The organism is Sphingobium sp. SYK-6 (genome assembly GCF_000283515.1).
GTDB classification, from domain to species: domain Bacteria; phylum Pseudomonadota; class Alphaproteobacteria; order Sphingomonadales; family Sphingomonadaceae; genus Sphingobium; species Sphingobium lignivorans.
The window spans coordinates 2,202,501-2,221,904 of sequence record NC_015976.1; the positions used below are offsets into that span (position 1 = coordinate 2,202,501).

22 protein-coding genes (1 of these 22 cut by a window edge) are annotated in these 19,404 nt (G+C 66.2%); 1 reads left to right on the plus strand and 21 read right to left on the minus strand.

Annotation, left to right across the window (positions count from 1 at the left end):
- On the plus strand, positions 1–773 hold the 3' portion of the coding sequence (locus SLG_RS09895; RefSeq protein WP_014076324.1) for a LysR family transcriptional regulator. 139 nt of this gene lie to the left of the window's left edge; only the last 773 of its 912 coding nucleotides appear in the window; its start codon lies off the left edge, out of view; its stop codon occupies positions 771–773.
- A gap of 78 nt (positions 774–851) precedes the next feature.
- Here the strand turns inward: SLG_RS09895 and SLG_RS09900 are convergent, their stop codons facing one another.
- From SLG_RS09900 to tmk, 21 genes are all read right to left on the minus strand, one after another.
- A complete protein-coding gene (locus SLG_RS09900) occupies positions 852–1,628 on the minus strand; it encodes an SDR family NAD(P)-dependent oxidoreductase (protein WP_014076325.1) in 777 nt (258 codons plus the stop codon).
- Between the two features lie 6 nt (positions 1,629–1,634).
- Entirely contained in the window at positions 1,635–1,841 is a 207-nt protein-coding gene (locus tag SLG_RS09905; RefSeq protein WP_014076326.1) for a hypothetical protein, read from the minus strand.
- Complete coding sequence (locus SLG_RS09910) at positions 1,838–3,400, minus strand: phytoene desaturase family protein (protein ID WP_014076327.1); 1,563 nt, start codon at positions 3,398–3,400, stop codon at positions 1,838–1,840. Before SLG_RS09910 ends, SLG_RS09905 begins: the two co-directional genes overlap by 4 nt.
- A gap of 60 nt (positions 3,401–3,460) precedes the next feature.
- Positions 3,461–4,606, minus strand: a complete 1,146-nt coding sequence (locus SLG_RS09915; protein ID WP_014076328.1) for a serine hydrolase domain-containing protein — start codon at positions 4,604–4,606, stop codon at positions 3,461–3,463.
- A gap of 15 nt (positions 4,607–4,621) precedes the next feature.
- On the minus strand, positions 4,622–5,383 hold the full coding sequence (locus SLG_RS09920; protein WP_014076329.1) for an SDR family NAD(P)-dependent oxidoreductase: 762 nt from the start codon (positions 5,381–5,383) through the stop codon (positions 4,622–4,624).
- Positions 5,380–5,790 carry a nuclear transport factor 2 family protein gene (locus tag SLG_RS09925; RefSeq protein WP_014076330.1) on the minus strand — a complete coding sequence of 137 codons (411 nt, stop codon included), beginning with the start codon at positions 5,788–5,790 and terminating at the stop codon, positions 5,380–5,382. Before SLG_RS09925 ends, SLG_RS09920 begins: the two co-directional genes overlap by 4 nt.
- The gene (locus tag SLG_RS09930; protein ID WP_014076331.1) at positions 5,787–6,272 is read right to left on the minus strand and encodes a nuclear transport factor 2 family protein; all 486 of its coding nucleotides are present in this window, start codon (positions 6,270–6,272) and stop codon (positions 5,787–5,789) included. The genes SLG_RS09925 and SLG_RS09930 overlap by 4 nt, the downstream gene beginning before the upstream one ends.
- On the minus strand, positions 6,269–6,721 hold the full coding sequence (pcaC, locus tag SLG_RS09935; protein WP_014076332.1) for a 4-carboxymuconolactone decarboxylase: 453 nt from the start codon (positions 6,719–6,721) through the stop codon (positions 6,269–6,271). The genes SLG_RS09930 and pcaC overlap by 4 nt, the downstream gene beginning before the upstream one ends.
- A 12-nt stretch (positions 6,722–6,733) precedes the next feature.
- The gene (locus tag SLG_RS09940) at positions 6,734–7,945 is read right to left on the minus strand and encodes a serine hydrolase domain-containing protein (RefSeq protein WP_014076333.1); all 1,212 of its coding nucleotides are present in this window, start codon (positions 7,943–7,945) and stop codon (positions 6,734–6,736) included.
- Positions 7,946–8,043: 98 nt separating this feature from the next.
- On the minus strand, positions 8,044–8,937 hold the full coding sequence (locus tag SLG_RS09945; protein WP_014076334.1) for an NAD(P)-dependent oxidoreductase: 894 nt from the start codon (positions 8,935–8,937) through the stop codon (positions 8,044–8,046).
- Positions 8,934–9,752 carry an N-acyl homoserine lactonase family protein gene (locus tag SLG_RS09950; protein ID WP_014076335.1) on the minus strand — a complete coding sequence of 273 codons (819 nt, stop codon included), beginning with the start codon at positions 9,750–9,752 and terminating at the stop codon, positions 8,934–8,936. Before SLG_RS09950 ends, SLG_RS09945 begins: the two co-directional genes overlap by 4 nt.
- On the minus strand, positions 9,749–10,930 hold the full coding sequence (locus SLG_RS09955) for a cytochrome P450 (RefSeq protein WP_014076336.1): 1,182 nt from the start codon (positions 10,928–10,930) through the stop codon (positions 9,749–9,751). The genes SLG_RS09950 and SLG_RS09955 overlap by 4 nt, the downstream gene beginning before the upstream one ends.
- On the minus strand, positions 10,930–11,829 hold the full coding sequence (locus SLG_RS09960; RefSeq protein ID WP_014076337.1) for an MBL fold metallo-hydrolase: 900 nt from the start codon (positions 11,827–11,829) through the stop codon (positions 10,930–10,932). The genes SLG_RS09955 and SLG_RS09960 overlap by 1 nt, the downstream gene beginning before the upstream one ends.
- A 63-nt stretch (positions 11,830–11,892) precedes the next feature.
- The gene (locus tag SLG_RS09965) at positions 11,893–13,536 is read right to left on the minus strand and encodes a GMC family oxidoreductase (RefSeq protein WP_014076338.1); all 1,644 of its coding nucleotides are present in this window, start codon (positions 13,534–13,536) and stop codon (positions 11,893–11,895) included.
- 107 nt (positions 13,537–13,643) lie between these two features.
- On the minus strand, positions 13,644–13,796 hold the full coding sequence (locus SLG_RS21710) for a hypothetical protein (RefSeq protein ID WP_014076339.1): 153 nt from the start codon (positions 13,794–13,796) through the stop codon (positions 13,644–13,646).
- A gap of 44 nt (positions 13,797–13,840) precedes the next feature.
- Positions 13,841–14,614 (minus strand): MBL fold metallo-hydrolase, encoded by a 774-nt coding sequence (locus SLG_RS09970; protein ID WP_014076340.1) that lies wholly within the window; start codon positions 14,612–14,614, stop codon positions 13,841–13,843.
- A 5-nt stretch (positions 14,615–14,619) separates the two neighbouring features.
- Positions 14,620–15,402 carry a TatD family hydrolase gene (locus SLG_RS09975; RefSeq protein ID WP_041391888.1) on the minus strand — a complete coding sequence of 261 codons (783 nt, stop codon included), beginning with the start codon at positions 15,400–15,402 and terminating at the stop codon, positions 14,620–14,622.
- On the minus strand, positions 15,402–16,967 hold the full coding sequence (metG, locus tag SLG_RS09980; RefSeq protein WP_014076342.1) for a methionine--tRNA ligase: 1,566 nt from the start codon (positions 16,965–16,967) through the stop codon (positions 15,402–15,404). Before metG ends, SLG_RS09975 begins: the two co-directional genes overlap by 1 nt.
- Positions 16,968–17,100: 133 nt before the next feature.
- Positions 17,101–17,532 (minus strand): hypothetical protein, encoded by a 432-nt coding sequence (locus SLG_RS09985; protein WP_041391889.1) that lies wholly within the window; start codon positions 17,530–17,532, stop codon positions 17,101–17,103.
- A gap of 247 nt (positions 17,533–17,779) precedes the next feature.
- Entirely contained in the window at positions 17,780–18,778 is a 999-nt protein-coding gene (locus SLG_RS09990) for a DNA polymerase III subunit delta' (RefSeq protein ID WP_014076344.1), read from the minus strand.
- Positions 18,775–19,404 (minus strand): dTMP kinase, encoded by a 630-nt coding sequence (tmk, locus tag SLG_RS09995; protein ID WP_014076345.1) that lies wholly within the window; start codon positions 19,402–19,404, stop codon positions 18,775–18,777. Before tmk ends, SLG_RS09990 begins: the two co-directional genes overlap by 4 nt.

A 19,404-nucleotide genomic window follows, 5' to 3' on the forward strand; every position in this document is an offset into this window, starting at 1 on the left:
GGCTCGGGGTGAGATTATTGCTCCGAAGCACGCGGGCCCTCACGCTGACGGCAGAGGGCACCGCCTATCTCAGCGCAGCGCGGCGCATTCTGGCCGACCTGGACGATGCCGAGCAGGCGATTGCGGATCGCGGGGCGCCGCGCGGACGGTTGCGGGTCAGTGCGTCACAGGCCCATGGCCGGCTCTGCATCGTCCCCCTGCTCAAGCCCTTCATGGCGCTTCACCCGCATATCCTGGTCGACATCAGCCTCAGCGACCGGCTCGTCGACATCGCTGGCGGCGAAGCCGATGTGGCGATCCGCTTCGGCCCGCTGGCCGACAGCGCACTGACGGCCCGCAAGCTCGGCGAGAATGGCCGGATCATTGTCGCGTCCCCGGCCTATCTGGCCGAGCACGGCACGCCGCTCGTCCCGGAGGATCTCCATCGGCATAACTGCCTCAACTTCAATTTCAGGCGGGCCGAACCGGTCTGGCCGTTTCGCAGGGACGGGCAGGACTATGCGCTGAGCGTCACGGGCAGCGTCGAGGCGAACAACGGAGAAACGCTCGGCCAGCTTGCCGCCGACGGGGTGGGCATCACGCGCGTGGGACGGTTCAGCGTCGCGCCGGAGATCGCATCGGGCCGGCTCATTCCCCTTCTCGAAGACTTCAACCCCGGCGACGTCGAATCCATTCACGCCGTCTTTGTCGGCGGCGCCAACATGCCGGCACGAGTCCGCGTATTCGTGGACTTCCTCGTGGAGCGCCTGGGCCCCGCTCACCCCCAGGGCTGATCGACATTCAGCGCAGATGGATGGCAAGCGGAGGTCAATAATCTGCGAGCCGGCTGCCCTTCCCCAACCGGCCCGACCTCAGTGCTTGATCGTGCACAGGGCCCCGCCGTCCACCGGCCAGGCGGCGCCGGTGACGAAGCTCGCTTCATCCGAGAGCAGGAAGGAGACGACATGGCCGACTTCGGCCGGCTTGCCGCAGCGGTTCATGACGGACACCCAGCCGAGCGTATCGAGCCCCTTCTGCAGGTCGCCATCGAACATCTGCACCAGAACCTCGTTCAGCAGCGGCGTCTCGATCACGCCCGGCTCCACGCAATTCACCCGGATGCCTTTCGGGCCAAGATCCGCCGCTGCCGTCCGGGTGAGGCCGACCACGCCATGCTTCGCCGCATTATAGGCCGCGCCACCTGCGAGACCCCGTTCCGAACCGATGGACGCCGTGTTAACGACGGCGCCGCTGCCCTGCGCCACCATCTGCACGAGAACGAAGCGCAGGCCGAGGAACACGCCGCGGAGATTGACCGCCAGGATGCGGTCATATTCATCGATCGGATATTCGTGGATGGGCGTGATGACCCCTTCCACCCCGGCATTGTTGAAGAAGCCATCGATACGGCCATGTTTCGCGACGGTCTGGTCGACATAGGCGCGCACGTCGGTTTCGCTGGCGCAATCGGCGCGGATGAAATCCACTTCGCCGATCTTCGCGAGCTCGGCGGCCCGCTCCTCCAGCGAAGCGGCGATGTCGACCATCACCACCCGCGCGCCCTGCGCAGCGAGAATGCCCGCGGTGGCATAGCCGATCGCGCCGGCGGCACCGGTGACGATGATGACGCGATCCTTGTGGCTGGGCATGGCCGGTTATCCTTTGCGAAAGGGAAGCGTGAGGAGAAAGAGGATGAGGCGCGGTGACAGCAGCTTCAGGGCAGCGCGCGCTTCCTGCGGCTTGAGCCGGGCGCTCATCGGCATGGTGCCGAACACCTTGCCCTTGATGACGAGATCATTGCCGTCCCGCTCGATCGCCGAAACCTGCATGAGCTCGGACTTGTCGGACGAATAGATCTTCATGCCACCCGTACCTTGTCGAAATCGACTCCAAGGTCGTCGAACATGACCTGCGCGGTGGCCCTGCCCGCGCCGAACACGCCGCCGCCGGGATGCTGGAACGGCCCCACGAGATAGAGCCGGTCCACGCCCGGCACGCGATATTGCCCCAGTTCCGGCGTCGGTCGGTGCGCGCCGGACTGATAGGTCGTCGTCGCGATGCCGTGGAGATCGCTGCGCATGAAGCTGGGCGATGTCCGCTCCATGTCCACCGGGGAATCCACATGCGCGTCCAGCAGGACCTCGCGGATGTTGGGAATGAACCGGGCCATGCGGTCGATCATCACCTCGGCATAAGCGCACTTGCTGTCGTCCCAGCCCTGCCCGTCCGGCCGATGATAAGGCACATAGTCCCAGGCATGGAGCACGGCCTTGCCTTCAGGCGCGCGACTGGCATCGAACTGCGAGAGCGAGCCGAGGCCAATGAGCGGCGTGCGGACGAAGCCGCCATAGCGCAGGTCATCGAAGGCGCGGCGCAGCGTCTCGTAACTGTCCGGCATCAGCTCGACCATCACGGCATCGACATCGGGCGCCGAGAAGCGCAGCGGCGCGTCGAGCGCGGCATGGATGGTGATGCAGGCCGCATCGGTGATCTGGGTGCGCAGCGCGCCGCTCGCGGCCTGTGCGTCCATGCCCGGCACCATGTCGGGCAGCAGATGCGGATGGATGGCGCCGATCACCGCCTCCCGCGCCGCGTGGCGCGTTCCGTCATCCAGCACGACGCCGCTCGCCCGGCCTCCCGCGCTCGTCACTTCCCGCACCGATGCACTGGCGACCACCGCGCCGCCATGATCCTCGATGCAGCGGATCAGCGAAGCGGTCAGGCTCCCGGAGCCGCCCCGCGCCACGCCGAAGCCGAAGCGCTCGAGAAAGCCGAGGAACACATACATGCCGATGCCGGTCGCCTTCTCGTCGGGCGAGACGAGGTTCTCACCGGCCACCCGCGCGAAATGCATGCGCACCTCGTCGCTCTCGAACAGCTCGCACAGATGATCGTGGCTCGACATCTGCATGACGCGCCAGAGCTCACGCCCTTCATGGCTGCTGTCGAGCATCGCATTGCCGGCCCCAACGGGCATGGGCGGCGTGTAAAGCGATGCCTGGATCATCGGCAGCCATTGGGCCGCCTGCGCGGATATCCGCCGGAAGGCCTCCGCATCCTTCTGCGAGAAGCGCGCGATCGACGCGGCCGACCGCTCCGTATCGCGATACAGCTTGAGCGTCCGCCCATCCTCGAAGACGGACATCATGGGCACGTCCGGGAACAGATAAGTGAGGCCATAGCGGGACTTGAGGCCCAGCTCGTCATTCACGAGCATCGGATTGCCCTGAATGAAGATGTGGCTCATCGAGTGCTGGTCGTGCCGGAATCCCGGAAGCGTCAGCTCGCGCGTGACGACGCCGCCGCCGAACCAGGCATTGCGCTCCAGCACCAGCACCTTGCGGCCGGCCACGGCGGCATAAGCGGCCGCGACGAGGCCATTGTGGCCGGAGCCGATCGCGATGACGTCGTAATCAGCCATGGTCCCGCTTCATCCTCTTCGAGCCGCGACAGCGCGGCATGTCAAAGTCCGCCCGGATGCTCACACACATGCCGAGACCACCAGGTCGGACAGTTTCTGGAAACGCGCGATATTCGCCGCCTGCGTCATCACGCCGGCCGTCAGGCACGCGAAGCTCACATCCAGTGCCGGATCCACCCAGAAGAGCGCGCTCCCCGCGCCATAATTGCCGAACGTCTCCGGGCTGGTGAGCGTGCCGAGCTGGTGATGCCCGATGCGCGTCCCACGGACGTTGAAGCCCAACCCCATATAAGCCGGCATTTCCTCCCACCCCATGCGCAGGTGGACGGCGCGATACAGTTCGTTGGGGAAATCGCCCGTGTGCACCTGCCGCGCGAGCCGCACCATCTGCGGGGAGAGAATGCGCACGCCATCCAGCTCGCCGCCGCGCCGGAGCATCTCCGCGAAGCGGGAGAGGTCCGGCACGCTCGACGCGCAGCCGACATGAGGCGCTTCCACGTCCGGGTCCTCGAACAGCGCATGATCGCCGGGAATGGTCCGCGAGAGATGGCGGATGGGGACCGTGCCGCGCATGTCGGGCCGGACATGGCGCGCATTCAGGTCCGCGCGCAGGCCCATGGAACTGTCGGTCATGCCGAGCGGCTCGAACAACTCCTCGCGCAGGATATCCCGGAAGCGCCGCCCCTTCGGATCGGTGCGCCGCAGCGCTTCCCCCATCAGCACATGGTTCGCGAGAGGCGAATAATCGCAGCGCGTGCCCGGCTCCACCGTGCCATGGACATGCGCGATCACGGCTTCGAACAGCTCGTCCAGCCGGTCGAGATACATGTCCGGCCGGGGCATCCAGACCCCCGGCATCCCGGCGGTATGGGTCAGGAGATGGAAGAAGGTCGCGCGGTTGCGCGGCTCGCCGGTGAATTCGGGGAGGATGTCGCTCACCCGCGTCGTGAGAGCGAAGCGGCCTTCCTCGATGGCGCGCAGGATCAGGATGTTGGTGAAGGCCTTGCTGGTCGAGAAGATGGAGAAGACGCTGTCCTTCGACAGTCTTTTCTCCCCCGCGCCGTCGGCAAAGCCGATCGCCTCGTCGAACCCGATCACGCCGCCCCGCATCACGCGAAGCACCGCGCCATAATAGGCGCCGGCAGCCACGTCGGCCTCTATCACTGCCTTGAGGTGGTCCAGCCGCTCCCGCCAGAAACCGCTCATGCTTCCCTCCCCGGCCTAGCCCGCCGCGATGATGCCGCCGTCGATGGCCAGCATCGCGCCGTTGATGAAGTCCGCATCCTCCCCGATCAGGAAAGCGACAGCCCGGGCGACATCCTCCGGACGCCCGTTGCGGCGCAGCGGTATGCCGGCGGCGCGGCGCTCATAATCTTCCGCCGAAACGAAACCCGCCGTCGCGGGCGTCGGCACGGAGCCCGGCGCGATGGCATTCACCCGGATGCCCCGCGGCCCGAGCTCACCTGCCAGAACGTTGGTGAGCGCGGCCACCGCACCCTTGATCGCCGTATAGGCGCCCGTGTTCGGACGTCCCCGATAGGCGACGGGCGAACTGTAGTTGATGATCCAGCCCTTGCCCGCTTCGGGATCGCGATGCGCCAGGAACGCCTGCACGCCCCAGAAAACCGACTTGAGGCCGCTCGATATCATGCGGTCCAGCGTCTCCTCGGTCACGCGCTCGATCGGCTCATAGACCAGATAGGAAGCATTGTTGATGAGCGTATCGACCGGCCCATAAGCCCGCGCGAATGCCGCCATGGTCTCATGAAAGGTCTCGCGCGCGCCAAGGTCGCCACCATAAGCGACAGCTTCGCCACCGGCGGAGATGATGCGCGCGGCGACTTCCGCCGCGGCGTCCTCATTGATGTCACAGACCGCCACCACGGCGCCAAGGCTCGCGAGATGAGCGGCGATCGCCTCGCCCAGTCCCCTGCCGGCGCCCGAGATCAGGACGTTCCGGCCCGCAAGGCTCCCCGCGCTCACAGGCCGAACAACCGCGCCACATAATGGCTGTCCATATATTCATGGAGATAGCCGATCTTGCCGTTGTTCATGCGGAAGACCCAGGAATAGCGGTTGTGATAGGTCCGCCCGTCCTGCAGCTTCCCGTCCGAATAGCTCTCGACCGCGACGAAATCCCCGTCCGAGAAGATGGTCTGGACATGGACCTTGGGGTCGCCCTGCGCAAACATGCCGCGCACCGGCGCCAGAAAATCATCGATGATCTGGTTGCCCCGGTAGGAGCCGGCGCCGGGAATATCCTTCACCATCGGTTCCCACACGCTGTCCTCGTCGAGAAAGGGACGCAGCCGGTCGAGATTCCCGCTCGACAGCGCCTCGAAGAAATCGAGCGCCAGTTGCTCGTTCGCGTTTTTCGCAGTCACGCTCATTGCGGCGGCACTCCCGTCTCTTCGATGCTCGGCACGGGAATCGCGGGCACATGGCCGCCCTGGTAAAGCGCGACATTGCCGATGCGGGATTTGAACTTCCAGCCGTTCCCGGTCTTCACGAACAGATCGTCGAACGAGCCGATGAACACCCCCTCGCCCTCACGCGGCCATGGCGCGTCCGGATCGGCGGCGGACATCATGGTGACATAGCTGTTGCCCTTCGCTTCCGTCGGCGAGAGCACGGTGATGAGGATGTTCGTCATCACATGGCGCGTGAGGCGCGCCTTGCGGTCCCGGAAGATGGCGTGGACCTTATCCTTCCCATAATAAGGATGGGCCGGATCGAGCGGCCGGGCGAAGACGCAATCCTCCACGAACAGGTCGGCCAGCGCCTCATGATCCAGGTCATCATTGAACTTCGCGAATTCGAGGACGAGCCGGGCGCAGGCCCGCTCGATCTCCGCGACCTCGGCAGCGTTCATCCCTTGCCTCCCTTTGCCTTGGGCTTCGCGGGCTTGCTCCCCTTGCTTTTGGTGGCGGACTTGCCCGGTTTCTCCGCATCGATCTCGGCAAAGGCCTCGCCGGCGATGCGGAAGCTGTCGACTGCTGCGGGCACGCCACCATAGATCGCGACCTGAAGCAGCACTTCGCGGATCTCTTCCCGGCTGAGGCCATTGTTGAGCGCGCCGCGCACATGCGCCTTGAGCTCGTGCGACCGGTTGAGGATCGCGATCATGCCTAGGTTCAGGAGGCTGCGGTCCCGTCGGGAGAGCCCCTCACGCCCCCAGACTTCGCCCCAGCAATATTGCGTGACCAGTTCCTGCAATGGCTTGTTGAACGCGTTCATATTGGCCAGCGCGCGGTCGACATAAGCGTCTCCCAGCACCGACCGGCGAATATCGAGCCCCTTGTCGAACATGTCCTTGTTCATCAGTCGGTCCCTTCAAAGCGCGGAATAGAGAGCATCGATCAGGCGCCGGGCGCGCGGCCCATTGTCGCCCACCGAGTGAAGCTTGTTGCAGCAATAGGAGAAGCCGATCCGCGCATCGGGATCGCCAAAGCCGATCGAGCCGCCGATTCCATGATGGCCAAAGCTGCGCGGGTTCGGCCCCATGTAGACGGCTTCGGGCGTGTTCAGCAGCACCCCGAGCGCCTGATGATAAGGCCGCTCCTGCAAAAGCTCGGTCTGGTTGTGCTGTTCCTCGATCATCCGCGCCAGGCCATCCCGGCTCAGGAGCGTGACTCCATCGACCTCTCCCGGGTCCACCACCGCGCCATAGATGCGCGCAACGCCGCGCGCATTGCCGTGGCCGTTGCCGCTGGCGATCTCCACTGCGCGCCAGAGCGGCTTGTTGAGCGTGACACGCCAGGGCTCATCCGGGTTCTGGCGGAACGCGAGGGGACGCAGCACCTCCCCGGTCCATTCGGGATCGGCCGGCAGTTCGACATCCTTGGCGGCGAACAGGCGCGCATTCATGTTGGGCATGATCTCGGCCACGGTCGCCTGCTCGGCCGCGCTCATCCCGCCGATCCAGTATTCCGCGTCCAGCGGATCCGCGATTTCCCGGCGCAGGAAGGGCCCAACCGTAAGCCCGCTCACGCGCCGCATCACCTCGCCCAGCAGATAGCCCTGATTGTGGACATGATAGGCCGCGCGCGTACCCGGCTCCCAGAGCGGCGTCTGCGCTTCCAGCGCCTTCACATAGGCTTCCCGGTCGAACATGCCGCCGGGATACATGGGGTCGTCCGTGAGCACGGGGATCGCCGCGCGATGATCGAGCAGCCAGCGGACGAGGATCTTCTCCTTGCCCTTCTGCCCGAACTCCGGCCAGTAGTCGGCCACCGGACGGTCGATGTCGATGAGGCCGCGATCCACGAGCATGTTGAACGCGATGCCGGTGATGCCCTTGGCGACGCTCATCATGCAGACCGTGCTGTGCGCGTCCCATTGCGTGGTCATCGCGCCATCGCGCCAGCCGCCCCAGAGGTCGACGACGGTCTTGCCGTCGATCACGACGGAACAGCCAGCGCCGATCTCCTCCTCCTGCCGGAAATTGTCGCTAAACGCCCGCAGCACCGGCTCGAAGCCATCCGCGACGAAACCCTCGATCGCGAACTGCGCGCCCCGCGCGTCAATGTTCTCGTTGACCTGCACGCTCTCTCCTTCCGACGCCCCGCATCGTTGCTTCTAGGCCCGTCCACCCCGTCCCGGCTTGGGCCCGAGCGAATGGCGCTTGTCGGTCCGCGAACGGCTCATGCCGGCCGCTCGAGATCGAGCCCGGCATCCGCCTCGACCACCTTGGCCATGGCTGTGAAGTCCGCGTCCGGCCCCACCTCCTCGAGCACCCGGCCCAGCAGGTCCCGCACCTGTGCACCCAGCGCCAGATGAACGCCCAGCGCTTCCGCTTCCTCGACGCACAGGCGCATGTCCTTGTGGCTCAACGCGGCAGCGAACCCGAAATCGAAGGTGCGGGGCAGGACGGCGCGCGGCCATTTGTCCCGCGTGGCACTGTTGACGCCGGTCGACTGGTTCAGCACCTCGATCATCCGGGCGGGGTCCAGCCCGGCCTTGATGCCCATCGTCATGCCTTCCGCGGTCACCGCAATGGCAACGGCGCCCAGCAGATTGTTGATGAGCTTCATCGTCTGCCCCGAACCGGGGGTCTCGCCCATGTAGAATACTTTACCGAAATGACTGAGCACGGGTTCGACCCGGGGCCATGACGCTTCCGGGCCGCTTGCCATGAGCGAAAGCCGGCCATCGCGCGCGCCCGCCACGCCGCCCGAGACCGGCGCGTCGAAGCTCGCGATGCCGTTCGCGGCAAGCCCCGCGTCGAGGCGCTTGGCCATGGCGGGGCCGGATGTCGAGAGATCGACGACGATCTCCACGGCCCGTCCGTCCGCCACGCCATTGGGGCCAAGCAGGACTTCATGCACAATATCGGGCGTCGGCAGGCTGACCAGCACGACCTCCGCGGCATGGGCAACCTCGAGCGCGCTGCCGGCGGCCTCCGCCCCCTGCGCGACCATGGCGCGGACGGCATCTGTCGAGACGTCATGGACGATGACAGGCACGCCCGCCGCGCAGAGCCGCGCGCACATGCCCGCGCCCATGCGCCCGAGGCCGATGAAACCGATGCTGCTCAATCGAAGTCTCCAATGGGTTTGCGCGGCGGCAGGTCCACGCGCGCGACATCCGGCGCGTCCCCGGCCGGAAACGCGGCCAGAACGAGCGGATCATGGCCGGGAATGATATGGTCGAGCCCCGGCACGAGCGCCCGCAGGCGCGCATGCGCGGCCAGATAGGCCGGCACGTCCACGACGATCGGAAAAGGCGTCTCGCGCAGCAGGTTGGCATAGAGATGCGCCACGTCCGAGGCGAGGATCACAGGGCCGCGCGCCGTGCTCACTTCCACCGCCTGAAGCCCCGCCGTGTGCCCCGGCAGCAGCCGCAGCGTGACGCCGGGTGCCAGCGCCGCATCGCCATCGTGAAAGACCAGCCTGTCGCCGAACAGCAGGTGCACCATCTCCGCCACCGGCTCGGCATCGAACGGCGCGCGCACATGGCCATGGGTCATGGCCCGTCCAGTCGCGAACGCCATTTCCCTGTCCTGGACATGGAAACGCGCGTTCGGGAAAAGCCCGAGCGACCCCGCATGGTCATAGTGGAGATGCGTGAGGATCACGTCCTCGACATCGGCCGGATCGATCCCGATGGCGCGCAGCCCGTCCTCCACCGGCCGGATCATCGTCCGTCCACGCCGTGCGGCCGCCTCCGCGCCGAATCCGGTATCGACCAGAAGCGGCGCCATGTCGTCATGCTCGATGACCCACACGAAATAATCGAGCGGCATCATGGCGGCATGATCGTCTGCCCCGCCGCCCAGGAAATTCTCCCGCGCCGGCCGGTCGTGCCGGGCGTAGCGGATCGCGTGAATGCGGTGATGGGGCGCGTGCGTCATCGGAAATGCAGGCGCACCGGCACGCGGGCGGGCCCATGGCCCACCGTGGTCATCCAGGGCTCGACCGGGCCGGTCAGCTCGATGCTGTCCAGTTCCTGCGCCAGCGCGCCGAGCAGGGCATCGGCCTCCATATAAGCAAGGGTGCGACCGACGCAGGCGTGGATGCCGTAGCCGAAGCCGAGACTGTGCCGCAGGTCGCGTCCGATGCGGTAATCCAGCGGATCGTCCCAGAAGCGCGGATCGCGATTGGCGGCCGCGAACATCAGCCCCACCCGCGTCCCCGCCGGCACCACCATGTCGTCCACCGGCACATCCACCGTCGTGATCCGCCCGGCCATGCGCGAGGGGCTGTCCCAGCGCAGGCTCTCGTCGAAGGCGTTGCGCACCAGCTTCGGGTCCGCCTGCACCTTGGCGAATTCCTGAGGAAACTCGGCCCAGGCGCGCAGCGCGTTGGCCATGGTGATGTAGGTGGTATCCGCACCGGCCGAGAGGATCGTCTGCAAAAGCAGCTTGGCTTCGTCCAGCGTGATCTTCTCTTCGTCCGCCGCCCTGAAGAGCAGCATGCCGAACCCGTCGGGGTTCAGCACCTCACGATCGCAGACCTCGTTCAGCCATGTGATGACCGGCCCGAAATCCTCCACCATCGCTTCGCGGAACAGCGCGTTCTCCGGCCCCATGGTCGCCCAGACCATGTTGGAAAAGCCATGCATGTGCGTGCGGTCCCCGGGCGGCAGGCCAAGCGCATCGGGGAAGACGGTGTAGACGAAACGGCGCGTAACATCTTCCACTGCGTCGATTTCCTTCCCGTCGCGCGCCTTCAGCTCCGCGACCAGCGCTTGCGCACCAGCCGTGAAAACCGTCTTCATCGCGTCGAGCGTCCGCGGCGAGAGCGCATCGCCGATCACCCGGCGCACCCGCGTATGCCGGGGCGGATCGTCCGTGAGCAGAATCTCGGGCCGGAGCGACGCCGGATCATGCCATGGCCGCGACGTTGACGAGAAGCTCTTCCAGTCCATGAGACCGGGCGCCACATGCGCGTGCCGGCCAATCATGACCGTGCCGTCCGCAAGGCGCACGGCGGGGGCGAATTCGCGCAGGGCATCGTCCACGTCCCGCGCATTGCGGACCGCGTCGTGCGTGAAGATGTCCAGCGGATAATCGGGAATGTCGCGTGCCATCAGCTTCCCTCCAGCCCGATGCCGAAGAAGCGGGTCCCGTCTCCTTCGGAGCGGATCCAGCCGGCGGTGGGATCCGCGAAATGCGCCCCGATCACGAGGACGCCGCTGTCCCTATATTTTTCGACGAACCCGGTGCGCGTGGCGATGCCCTGCGCGGTATCCATGTCGAAGCGGGCCGGGCGGGACGGCAGTGCCGTCTGAATGGGATGATGCATGAGGTCGCCGGTGATGACGCCGCGCTCGCCGCGCGATTCGATGCACAGATGAATGTGGCCGGGGGAATGACCATGGCTCGGCTCGGTCCACAATTCATCGCTGATGCGGTGGTTCGCGTCGATGAAGTGCGCGAGGCCGCGCCGGACGATGGGATCGACGGAATCGGCAAGGTGCCGCACGTCATGCAGCCCATGGTCTTCATGGCGCCGCATCTCTTCCCACGCGTCATATTCGGTCTGGCCGAACAGATAGCGGGCATTGGGGAAAGTCGGCGCCCACTCTTTCCCGTCCCAGTAGGTGTTCCAGCCGACATGGTCGAAATGGAGATGCGTGCAGAGCACCACGTCGATATCGCCCGGCTTCAGGCCGAGCGAGCCGATATCCTCGATGAAGCTGGTATCGAGGTTCCGGAAGACATCATAGGCGCGGTCGCGGCCATTGCCGATGCAGGTGTCCAGCATGACGTTCATCGTCGGCGTCTGCACGACGAAGCCCTGGAAATTCATGATCTGCTGCCCGTCCGGCGTCGCATAATGGGGGTGCAGCCACTCCATGGCGATCACTTCCTCCGGCTCGGCGTCCGCGATCGTCATGTTGATATGATCGGTGAACTTCCACAGCTCGACGAGGCGGGTCACGGTGACGTCACCGATCTGCCAGTTCCTCATATGCTCGACGGCCATCTCACTCTCCTGCGCTCTTCTTTGCTCTCGTGCGGCGCCCGGCCGGCAAGGCTGGTGGCGACCTCATGCCTTGCGTCCCACGGATTCAGGCGGCAGGTCGGCGGGCGGCAGGTCCGGCTTGCCGAGGATCTTGTCGGCGCCGCGCTCACCCACCATGACGGCCGGGGCATTGGTGTTGCCGCCGATCAGCAGCGGAAAGACCGAGGCGTCGGCGACGCGCAGCCCCTCGATGCCATGCACCCGCAGATCGGGATCGACGACGGCCTCGGCGTCGACGCCCATCCGGCAGGTGCCGCAGGGGTGATGCACGGTATAGCCCGCCGCCCGGATGAAGGCCTTGATGTCCTCGTCGCTCTGCACATCCGGCCCGGGCGCGACTTCCACGCCCCGATATTTCGCGAAAGCCGGCGCGGCAAAGGCCTGGCGCGCGATCTTCACGGCGCGCAGCAGCGGCAGGATGTCATCCTCCTCCGCGAGCAGGCGCGGATCGATGAGCGGCGCATCGCGCACGTCCGGCGTCGCGAGGCGCAACGTGCCGCGGCTCTTGGGATACAGCGCGACGGGGCTGATCGCATATCCATGGCCCATCGGCAGCGGCAGCTTGGTCGTCAGGCGCTTTGCCGGCTGGAAGACGAACTGCACGTCCGGCTTGGCAAGGGAGGGATCGGTGCGCAGGAACGCCACCGACTCAAAGACATTGCCGGCGAGCGGCCCCGTCCGTCCGAAAAGATACTGGAGGACGTTCCAGGCGCCACGCGGCAGCGCCTTCCAGCTTATGCCGTAGGAGGTCGGGTCCTGGGTCTCCATGTGGACCGGGCAAGCGACATGATCGTGATAATTGCCGCCCACGCCGGGGAGATCGTGAACGATGTCGATGCCCAGTTCGTTGAGATGGGCAGCCGGGCCGACACCCGAGGCGAGAAGGATCTGCGGCGACTGGACCGCGCCGGCGCACAGCGCGACCTCGGCCCGCGCCTTCACTGCGCGGCCATCCGTCAGGACGACGCCGCTTGCCCGTCGTCCCTCGAATATGATCCGCGCCACCTGCGCCTGGGTGAGCACGGTCAGGTTGCGGCGGCTTCGACTGGCCGGAAGAAGCATGGAGCGCGCCGTGGATTCGCGCCTTCCGTCGCGGAGCAGCCCCTGCCGGAAGCCATAACCTTCCGGATCGGGCCCGTTGAAATCCGCGCAGGCCGGGAACTGGAGCGTGGCCAGAGCCGCCATATAGTCATGGTTCATCCGGTTGGGATTGCGGACATATTTGACGTTGATCGGCCCGCCTTTCCCGTGGAACACGGACTGAGGAAAATCCTCGTTATTCTCCGTCCGCGTGAAATAGGGCAGGACTTCGCGATAGCTCCAGCCCTTCGCTCCCATGTCCGCCCAGTTGTCGAAGTCGGTGGGATGGCCGCGGAAATAGACCATGCCGTTGATCTGGCCCGATCCGCCCACCACCTTGCCGCGCGGCACGGGGATGCGCCGGCCCGCCATGCCCGACTGGGGCACCGTCTCGAAACGCCAGTTGAGCGAAGGGGTGCCGATGGCGGCGGCGACGGCGGCAGGCACATGGATGAACGGATGGGTCGCGTCTCCCCCCGCCTCCAGCAAGGCGACGGTGCGGTCCTCCCGCTCGGACAGGCGGGCTGCGAGCGCGGCGCCGGCCGATCCGCCACCGATCACCACATAATCGAATTCGAGATCGGACATCGCCTCTCCTTCCGCCCTGGAGCAGGACGTTAGGCGAGCGAGGCGATGCTGGCTTGGCCGAGAGCGAAGGCGAATTGCACCCGCGCGAACGCGCCGGCGCACGCGGCTCAGCTTATGCCGGTCAGCAGTCTTACGAGCAGGAAGGCAATGGCGAAAATCGTGATCCAGAGCAGGATCAGCCGCATCAGATGCCCGCGCGGCAAGCGGCGCAGGGCAAGGTTGCTGCCGACGAGCACCAGCACCAGGATGAGCCAGATCATGCTTGCGGCGATATCAGCCAGCGGCCCGTCCTTTCATTTCCTCGTCAGACATCAGCGACAAGGCCATCATAGCCCGGCTCGACCCCCTCGGGAAGCTCGGCGGCAAGCAAGGCATAATCGAGGCTCTGGTCCATATGCGTGAGGATCGCGCGTTTCGCCCGCACGCGCGCGATAATCTCCAGCGCCAGGTCGAGATGCGCATGCGAGGGATGCGGCTTGCGGCGCAGCGTGTCGATGACCAGGCAATCGACATCGGCATATAGCGCGAGCATCGCGTCGGTCGCTTCATGGAAATCCGTGGCATAGACAATCGACCGGCCACCGGCATCGAAGCGGAACCCGCTGGACCAGATCGCGCCATGGGGCTGGGCGACATGACTGACGAGAATGTCGCCGATGCGCGTCGCGCCCTCGCCCAGTTCATGCGCTGCCACGGTCGGGCGATAGCCATTGGCACCCTGAAACACATAATCGAACCGATCGCGCAGCCGGGCCAGCGTGGCGGGATGGGCATAGCCGGGCACCGGGCTTCCGCGCTGGTGCATCACCTGGCGCAGATCGTCGATGCCATGGACATGATCGGCATGATCGTGAGTCCAGAGCACGGCATCGAGATGAGCGACCTGCGCCGCCAGCAGCTGCGCGCGCATGTCCGGCGAGGTATCGACGAGAATGCGCGTGGTGGCGCTTTCCACGATGATCGATACGCGGCTGCGTCGGTTGCGGGGATTGGACGGGTCGCAGGCCCCCCAGTCCCCGCCGATGCGCGGGACGCCGGAGGACGTGCCGCTGCCGAGCATGAGCAGGCGCAGCGTCATTCCGATCAGGCCACCGGCGCGGCTTTGGAGAACAGGGTGAAGAAATTGCGGGTCGTGGCCGCCGCGAGATCCTCGAGCCTGTCCCCGCGCAGATCGGCCAGGAAGCGGGCCGTGTCCGCGACATAGGCAGGCTCGCACGGCTTGCCCCGGTGAGGCACCGGGGCCAGAAACGGCGAATCCGTTTCCACCAGCAGCCGGTCCGCCGGAATGCGGCGCGCGCTCTCCTGCAGGGCCGTGGCTTTCTTGAAGGTCACGATACCTGAAATGCTGATGTAGAAGCCGAGTTCCAGGGCGATGTCCGCGAACGCATCGCTCGCGGTGAAGCAATGGATCACGCCGGGAAACGGGCCCGCCGCCATTTCCTCGCGCAGGATCGCGGCGGTGTCGTCTTCCGCATCGCGCGTGTGGACGATCAGCGGGAGACCCGTTTGCCGGGCGGCCGCGATATGGGCGCGGAAACTCGCCTGCTGGCGCGCCCGATCGCTATGGTCGTAATAATAATCGAGGCCTGTCTCGCCGATGCCGATGACGCGCGGATGCGCGGCCGCCGCTACGAGGCGGGCTGTGTCCACATGAGGATGCTCGTCCGCCTCATGCGGATGAATGCCGACCGTGGCCCAGATGTCCGGCGCGTTCTCCGCCACGGCGATGACGTCATGCCATTCCCGCTCGCGCGTGGAGATGTTGAGCATCCCCCCGATTCCGGCAGCGCGCGCCCGGGCGATCACCGCGTCCTGATCCTCGACCAGCCCCTTGTAGTTGAGGTGGCAATGGCTATCGACCAGCATCATTCGGCCTCGGCAGGCATTTCGAGCCGGGGAAACAGAGGCTGGGGCGGAGCGACGACGTAATCGCTTTCCCGCAAAGCTGCGTACCAGTCTGAAGACAGAGCCGCATAGCTTCTGTTTTCACGCGATATTCCCATATGGTCGAGCAACTTCCCGGCGCTCGACGGGATCACCGGCGCAATCGCGACCGCGAGCTTGCCGATGGCGACATAAAGCGTCGCCAGCACCGCTTCCATGCGCGCGGGATCGGTCTTGCGCAGGGCCCAGGGCGCCTGTGCATCGATATAGGCATTGCAGGCATAGGCCGCGCGCAGCCAGGCCTGAATGGCCTCATGCGGTGCGAGGGCGCTGAAGCCGTGCGGCATGGCCTCCTGCGTGGCCTCGCTCACGCTGGCCAACAGCGCCTCGTCCTCATCGCTCGGCGCGGGCGTAGGCAAGCGCCCGTCGAGATTCTTCGCGATGAAGCTCAGTGTGCGCTGCGCGAGATTGCCAAACGCATTGCCCAGTTCCGTATTTGCCCTGTGAACAATAGCTTCCGCGCTATAGCTTCCATCATTGCCGAAGCTGACCTCGGCAAGCAGGAAATAGCGCAGCGCATCCACCCCGAAGCGCCGGGCAAGTTCCAGCGGGTCCGCCACATTGCCCAGCGACTTGGACATCTTCTCGCCCCGGTTGAGCACGAAGCCATGGCCGAAGACCGTGCGCGGCAAGGGCAGATTGGCGCTCATCAGGAAGGCCGGCCAGTAGACGGTATGGAACCGCACGATATCCTTGCCGATGATGTGGACGATATCGCCGCCCTCGGCCCAGTAATGCGCCATCCGCGCCGGATCGTCGGGATAGCCGCAGCCTGTGATATAGTTGGTGAGCGCGTCCACCCACACATACATCACATGGTCGGGCGAACCCGGCACAGTGACGCCCCAGTCGAAACTGGTGCGGGAGACCGAGAGGTCGCGAAGCCCGCCTTCGACGAAGCGAAGGATCTCGTTGCGGCGGCTTTCCGGCTGGATGAAGTCCGGCCGGTCCCTGTAAAGCGCGAGCAACCGATCCTGATAGGCCGACAGGCGAAAGAACCAGCTTTCCTCGACGGTCCACTCGACGGGTGTGCCCTGCGGCGACAGTTTTTCGCCGCTTTCGGAAACGCTTAGCTCGCTTTCATCATAATAGGCCTCATCTCGGACTGAATACCAGCCTTCGTAGCGATCGAGATAAAGGTCGCCATTGGCGGCCATGGCCTGCCAGATCGCCTGGCTCGCGACATGATGCGCCGGTTCGCTGGTCCGGATGAAGCGATCATAGCTGATATCAAGAGTGTCATCCATTTCCTTGAAATAGGAAGACATCTCATCAGCAAGCGCGATCGGCTCCATGGCGCGTCCGCGCGCCGTCTGCGCCATTTTCAGCCCATGCTCATCCGTCCCGGTCTGGAAGAACACGTCCCGCCCCATCATCCGCGCCGCCCGCGCAAACACGTCCGTGGCGATCGCTTCATAAGCGTGGCCGATATGCGGGCGTCCGTTGGGATAGCTGATGGCGGTCGTGATGGTGAACGGAGTGGGCATGATATCCTGCTGGGTCTGGCGGCCGCCGCGTGCGCGGCCTTGTGACATGCTCTCTAGCGGGGCACCGCCGCCATGCCTAGCCCGTCGCATAGCTGGTGCCGGGCAGAGCAGCGGCCCGCCTCGCCCGGGAGCATCAGAACGGCAGAGGGGCGAGATCCGGCTCGACCCACGTCCGCCGGGCCGCCACGCTGAACAATGTCTCCTCCCGCCAGAATTCCGCAAGCCAGCCCGGATGCCCCTGTGGAGACGCCATGAGCAGGCGCAGCACATGATGAAGCGGCGCGTCCGGGCCATGACTGGCCAGATGATGGCGCGCCGCCCGCATGGAAGCCAGGGTGATGCTATGATGATAGCCACCCTCATCCGTGTTGGCCGTTCCGGTCGCCTCATTATAGCCGGAGATCAGCCGGCGGATTTCATCGGCCCGTGTAAGATCGGGCCTGTACCTGAGCAGCCAGAGCGCCGCGGCAAAATGCGCCTCGTGCGTCCATTCCGCTTTCGGCAGCGTCCTCGCCAACAGGCCGGTCGCCAGTCGCTCGATATGGAGATCGTCAGACAACGCCATGATGTTCGGTCCTTTCATGAAAGGCCCGACCGGCATGAAAAACCCCGCCGATCGGGCGGGGTGAATGCATCAACGGTCTGGAAAAGCGGACTTCAGCAGCTTCGCCAACCGAACATGCGCACGAACGCCGCCGGGAAGCAGTGCCCTTGTTGGCTGCGCGGATGGAGGCCGTGGTCCATGATGCGGGTCATAGCCCTTACGGGGATTGCCGACAAGCCGGGCTGCTGTGGCGCCCGGATGCTCATCCTCACCGGGCGGCCCCCGCCTCGCCCAGCCCGGCAACGGTATCGCACAAGGTGAAAACGAGCGCGCCGGGCTCGAGCTGGAGCGGCGTCACGGCGCCGGCCCCCAGCCGCTGCGCTTCCTCGAATGCGTCGAGCCCCCGGCCGAGCGCAGGGCCCTGCGCAGCGCGAATCCGGCGCGCGATGAAGCGCGGCACAAGCTCCACGAACGCCTCCAGCCGCGGCCGGGCCGCGACGCCGGACAAGGCGGACATCAGCTTCGCGCGCTCCGCGTCCGCCGCGCGTCCGCCCCCGGCGATCACGCCCAGCGATTCCTCCAGCGCCGGCAGGTCCAGCGCCCGCATCGCGAGGGCCTGCCCCGGCGAGCCTTCCCCGCTCGCGACGAGCCGGGCGCGCTCGGCAGCCGGCAGGTCCGGCATGGCCTGCGCCAGCGCAGCCTGCATGACGTCATCGTCCAGCGCATGAAAGCGCAGCATGCGGCAGCGCGAGCGGATGGTCGGCAGCAGCCGGCCGGGCCGATGCGCCACGAGCAGGAACATGGCGCCGGCCGGCGGTTCCTCGAGATTCTTGAGAAGCGCGTTGGCCGCACCGGCTTCCAGATCATCCGCGCTGTCGATGAGGACGACCCGGCGCGATCCCATGGAGGGCGCGCTGTGCAGCAGTCGCGCAAGGCCGCGCACCTGGTCGACGGTGATGTTGCGCGCGAGCGTGCTCCCGTCCCCCTTGCGATCATCGCGTTCGAGCCGTTCCAGCCGGACGAAATCCGGGTGCGCGCCGCCGTTCAGCAGGCGCACCTGCGTGTCCTCGTCGCCCGGCGCCAGCGTTGCGGCCGGGACGGGCCCACCTGCACCGGCAACCAGCAGTCGTTTCGCGAAATCAAAGGCAATGCCTGCCTTGCCGACGCCTTTCGGCCCGGCCAAGATCCAGCCATGATGCATGCGCACGGCAGCGCTCGCCGCGATGAGCTGCGCGATCTGCGCATCATGGCCGAACCAGCGCGTCACACCAGCCAGTCCGCCAATGCCGCGCACAGCCGCGCCTCGACTGCCTCGGGCGTTCCATCGGCATCGATGCGGCGAAAGCGCGCCGGCTCGGCATCGGCGAAGCGCTCGAAAGCTTCGGCCACCGCCCGGTGGAACATGGTTTCGCGCCCGCCGATCCTGTCCGCCTCGCCCTCGTCCCGCAGGCTGGCGCGCGCGCTGCTCTCGCCCAGCGGCAGGCGCAGCAACAGCGTGCGGTCCGGCAGCAGGCCTTCCGAGCCGACGTCATGCAGTGCCAGTATCTCGGCATCGGCAAGGACGCCGCCCACCCCCTGATAGGCCCGACTGCTGTCCAGGAAACGGTCGCAGATCACCCATTGGCCCGCCTCCAGCGCCGGGCGGATGGTGCGCGCCACATGGTCGGCGCGCGCCGCCGCGAACAGCAGGGCTTCGGAGCGGATCGTCCAGCGGTCCGCCGCGCCGGAAAGCAGCAGGCCGCGAATGGCTTCGGCGCCTTCGCTCCCGCCCGGCTCGCGCGTCAGCACCACGTCCAGCCCGCGCCGCTGCAGGGCTGTCGCGAGGCGCCGCGCCTGAGTCGACTTGCCGACGCCCTCGCCGCCCTCCAGCGAAATGAAGCGGCCGCGCGGCAT